The sequence below is a fragment of the Dietzia sp. UCD-THP genome (genome assembly GCF_000349585.1).
GTDB classification, from domain to species: Bacteria; Actinomycetota; Actinomycetes; order Mycobacteriales; family Mycobacteriaceae; genus Dietzia; species Dietzia natronolimnaea_A.
On the sequence record NZ_AOSR01000096.1, the window covers coordinates 1 to 4,210 of the forward strand.

Annotated in this window: 4 protein-coding genes (1 of these 4 cut by a window edge); 2 read left to right on the top strand and 2 right to left on the bottom strand. The window is 63.7% G+C overall.

Annotated elements, in window-relative coordinates:
* Together H483_RS27085 and H483_RS27090 are read left to right on the top strand one after the other, a co-directional pair.
* On the top strand, positions 1–1,309 hold a 1,309-nt coding region (locus tag H483_RS27085), incomplete at its 5' end, for a pyruvate, phosphate dikinase (protein ID WP_017836431.1).
* A 20-nt stretch (positions 1,310–1,329) separates the two neighbouring features.
* Positions 1,330–2,397 carry a ferredoxin--NADP reductase gene (locus tag H483_RS27090; RefSeq protein ID WP_017836432.1) on the top strand — a complete coding sequence of 356 codons (1,068 nt, stop codon included), beginning with the start codon at positions 1,330–1,332 and terminating at the stop codon, positions 2,395–2,397.
* A 49-nt stretch (positions 2,398–2,446) separates the two neighbouring features.
* On the opposite strand, the gene H483_RS27095 is transcribed toward H483_RS27090, so the two are convergent.
* Both H483_RS27095 and H483_RS27100 read right to left on the bottom strand, forming a co-directional pair.
* Positions 2,447–3,130, bottom strand: coding sequence for a TetR/AcrR family transcriptional regulator (locus H483_RS27095; protein ID WP_031264750.1), 684 nt, complete (start codon positions 3,128–3,130; stop codon positions 2,447–2,449).
* Between the two features lie 152 nt (positions 3,131–3,282).
* On the bottom strand, positions 3,283–4,210 hold the 3' portion of the coding sequence (locus tag H483_RS27100; RefSeq protein WP_017836434.1) for a TIGR03857 family LLM class F420-dependent oxidoreductase. The gene runs 125 nt beyond the window's last position; the window shows 928 of its 1,053 coding nt (coding positions 126–1,053); its start codon lies beyond the right edge, outside the window; the stop codon is at positions 3,283–3,285.

The following is a 4,210-nucleotide window of genomic DNA, read 5'->3' on the forward strand; positions in this document are numbered from 1 at the left end:
GGTCTGGAATGAGGTCGTGGAGGCGGTAAGGCAGCTCGAGGCGGACACAGGCCGCACCTTCGGGTCTGGCCCCTCTCCCCTACTGGTCTCAGTCCGCTCCGGCGCGGCCCAGAGCATGCCCGGCATGATGGACACCGTCCTCAACCTCGGCCTGACCCCTGACCTCGTCGAGGCCCTCGCTGCCGAGAGCGGCGACTCCGCGTGGGCCGACGACACCTGGAGTCGGTTCCAGAAGTGCTACAAAGACATCGTTCTCGCCGAGGTCTCGGAGTCCGCTCCTCAGAGCCCTCCGTCGGACCCATGGGAGCAGCTGCGGGCTGCCATCGGTGCGGTCTTCGACTCCTGGACCAACGAGCGAGTTCGCAGTTACCGGGAGCGCCACAATCTAGGCGAGGGCACCGGGACAGCTGTCACGGTTCAAGCCATGGTATTCGGGAACAGGGACGATGAGTCTGGCACCGGCGTTCTATTTAGCCGAGACCCGAGTTCCGGCGAGCCGGCGCTCTACGGCGAATGGCTAGCCAACGCCCAGGGTGAGGACGTGGTCTCCGGTGAGCAGACCCCCACCCAGATCGGTGTGCTGGCCGAGCAGAAACCCGAGCTGTACGCCGAGCTCAACCGGATCGCCACGATCCTCGAGAAGGAGCTCCGCGACCTGGTGGACATCGAATTCACCGTGGAGAGTGGACGGCTCTACATGCTGCAGTGTCGGCAAGGTAAGCGTTCGCCGGCGGCCGCGGTTCGAATCGCGGTGGACCTGGCCGAAGCCGGAATCATCACCCGGGCAGAGGCGATCTCTCGGGTGAGCGCGGAACACGTCGAGTCGCTGCTCAAATCGGTTCAGGTTGATGAGGAACATGACACCGACGGAGTGTGGGCGACGGGCCTCGGGGCCAGCCCGGGCGTTGCGAGTGGGCACGTTGCACGGGACTTGGACGAAGCCACGACGTTGACCGAGCAAGGCAAGGAGGTCATCCTCGTCCGGAAGTTCACCGCTCCCGACGACGTGCCCGCGATGTTCCAGTCCGTGGGCGTCCTCACCGAAGTGGGCGGCGCGACGTCGCATGCGGCGCTGGTGTGCCGCGAGATCGGCCTGCCCTGCGTCGTCGGCGCCGGCGAAGGCCTGGTCGAGAAGCTGGCAGGCCGAGTGATCACCATCGACGGAACCACTGGAAAGGTCCATGCTGAAGGCTCAGTGAACACCTCCTCCGTGACCGGCAACCATTACGTGCGCACTCTGATCGAGTACGCCAGCGCATGTGACGCGGCCGACCACCCCATCCGACGTCTCGATGCCGTCACCGGATGACTGCTGAAACGAGTGATGACATGACATCCACCCCCGCTTCGATCGACTCGCGCGATTCGTCCGCCGACCTGCTAGGGAACGTCCTGGAAGTGGACCAGGTAATCTCGGAGACCAGCGATGCGGTGACGATCCGGTTCTCGATCCCCGCCGACATGGCGGACGACTACGCGTTCTCACCTGGCCAGTTCCTGACGCTCGCCATCCCCAGCGAGCGGGACGGCTGGGTCGCCCGCTGCTACTCCATCTCCAGCTCGCCCTCCCAGGCCGGACTCGCGGTGACAGTCAAACGCACGGCAGACGGGTATGGGTCGAACTGGCTGTGCGACAACGTCGCACCGGGGAGCACCCTGCGGGTGCTGCCACCAAGTGGTCAGTTCTCACCTCGCAGTCCCGAAGCGGATCTCCTGCTGTGCGCTGCCGGGTCTGGGGTGACTCCCGCGATGTCCATTCTCAGAGCTGTGATGGAGTCGATCACCGGGCGGGTCGCGTTCTTCTACGCGAACCGGGACGAGGACTCGATCATCTTTCGAGACGAGATCAGTGCGCTCAGCGACCACTTTGGTGACAGGCTCGTGGTCCGGCACTGGTTGGAGGTTGAGAGCGGACTGCCCACCGCCGCTGAATTCGCGGGCTGGGCCGCGCCGTTCAAGGACCGTGAGATCTTCGCCTGTGGGCCGGCACCCTTCATGGAGATGGTGCGTGCGGGAGCCGATATTGCCGGGTTCGATACTTTTCGTATCCAGACGGAGGAATACCGGTCCCTGAGCGGCGACCCCTTCCAGCCGATCGCCGAGATCGATGAGGACAGCCTCTCGGATGCGGCACTGGTCGAGGTCAATATCGACGGTGACGCCCACGTCCTCGCCTGGCCGACGACCCACACGTTGGTCGACGTGATGGTTCTCAACGGCATTGACACCCCGTATGCATGCCGTGAAGGAAAGTGTGGCGCCTGCGTGTGTCGGATTGGACAGGGCGAGGTCGCTCTGGGCCGCACGGATGCCCTTGAACAAGAGGACATCGAGGAGGGGTACGTCTTGGGTTGTCAGGCGACACCGACGTCGCGAAACATTAAGATCGAGTTCTGAGTACAGCTGCTAGTCGGGGGAAGGGCCGGTTGAGATCCCCAGCCTGCATTCAGCCGGCGGAGCCGGTGACGAGCTTGTACCACGCCTCACCCAACGCCTTGCCCAACTCGTCAATCCTCTCCGGGCGCGGAGTGACCGCGGGCAGACCCACATGGATATACGCGAGCTGTTCAGTGAGACAACCGAGGGTCTCGGCCAGTAGCTCATGGTCGCCGCTGTCGATCTTCCCGGCTGCTTCAAGGCGCACCAGCCAGCGGTAGGTTCTGGCCACGAAGTCTCCACGGACCGTCAACCACAGGGCCTGGAAACCATCGTTCGGACTCGAAGCCGCGGCTTCACGCAGCAGCCGCAGGATATGCCGATGACGGGCATACGAGTGCAGGTAGCTGGTGTTGGTGTCGATGAGGCTCGACAACTCCGCGGAGTCTCCGGACCGCTTCGGGGAGACCGCGGACAGTTCTTCCAGGCCTGGACGGAGTACCTCTAGGAACACGTCATCGAGCGAGCTGAAGTGTCGGTAGAAGTTGCCCTGGGCGTTGCCGGCCCTTCGGACCACGTCGGACACCCTGGTCCGGGTATAGCCGTACTCGGTGAAGCAGTCGGCGGCCGCCTGAATTAGTCGCTCCCGGGTCTGCTGGCCGCGCTTGTTGGTCCGTTTGGCCGGCTGCTCGTCCTCTAATCCGGCGCTATTAAAGAGCGCACTGATCACTCCGCGTTCTCCACTCGAGTCCACCTCGGCCACCTTTGCATCCCTCCTCTCCGCGTCGAGTCATACCCATTGGCATCGTATTCCCGGGCCGCCTGAAGTGCGACGCACCATTCACCTGTGGGACTAGACGATTCGCGTGAGCATATATCGCGGCAGTGTGCGTGGGCGTCTGACACTCAGGACGCGGATTCGCCGTACGCGGCCACGACGGACTTCAACTCGGACGGGGTGGATCCGTGCATGATCACGCCGTCCACCCCGAGATCGAACTGGTGGCCTACCTTTTCAGCACAGTGGCGCGGGGTGCCGGCGGCCGCGCATGCCAGCCACTCAGCCGGGAGCACATCATGGAGTCGCTCGAAATCCTCGGCGGTGCCAACGGTGTCTGCCCACCCGGTCAGGCTGTTCACGACTTCCGATTCACGGAATCTCCGGAGCAGCTCCGGATCCCACCGGTTGGTGTCCACCAGCAGATCTCCATAGACCTGAAGGTACGTGCTCAGTCGACCCACGGTCTTCCTGATGAAGTCCTCCTCCGGCAGTTCGTCGGTGACGGTCGAGTAACACGACCAGATCTTCACCTCTGAAGGATCTCTCCCGGCTTTCTCCGCGCTGGTCCGCACGCGTTCCACTATTCTCCGCACGGTCTCATCATCGAAGTACGTGTGTAATACGACCATGTCGAATTCTCGCCCCGCCAGATCGAGAGTCCTTGGGCCGAACGCGGTAGTCGCCAGGCGGATGTTCTCGTCGAACCGGGGGTCGAGCGCCATCTTGGGGAACCTTCCCAACGCGCCGTCGTAGTCTGACACCACCTCGCCGCGCCACAGTTGACGCATGAGGTGCGCGAACTCCTCCATCTCCTTGGTCGTGGTCTGTGAGAGCCCGAGACCGGCGATCTGGGGACGTAGGCCCCGTCCGATCCCGAAGACGAAGCGACCGCCGGTGAGCCGGTGCATCGTCGTGGCGAACGCCGCCGATATTGCAGGATGGCGAGTGTTGATGTTCGTGGCCGCAGTGGTGATGTCGATCGACTCGGTCACCGCGCCAGCCGCCCCGGACAGCGCACACGCCTCCTTGACGTTCAGGCGTTCCGAGATGAAG

Excerpts from the sequence above, each read along its gene's own strand:
- H483_RS27090 (WP_017836432.1), top strand. The coding sequence starts at position 1,330 with ATGACATCCACCCCCGCTTCGATCGACTCGCGCGATTCGTCCGCCGAC.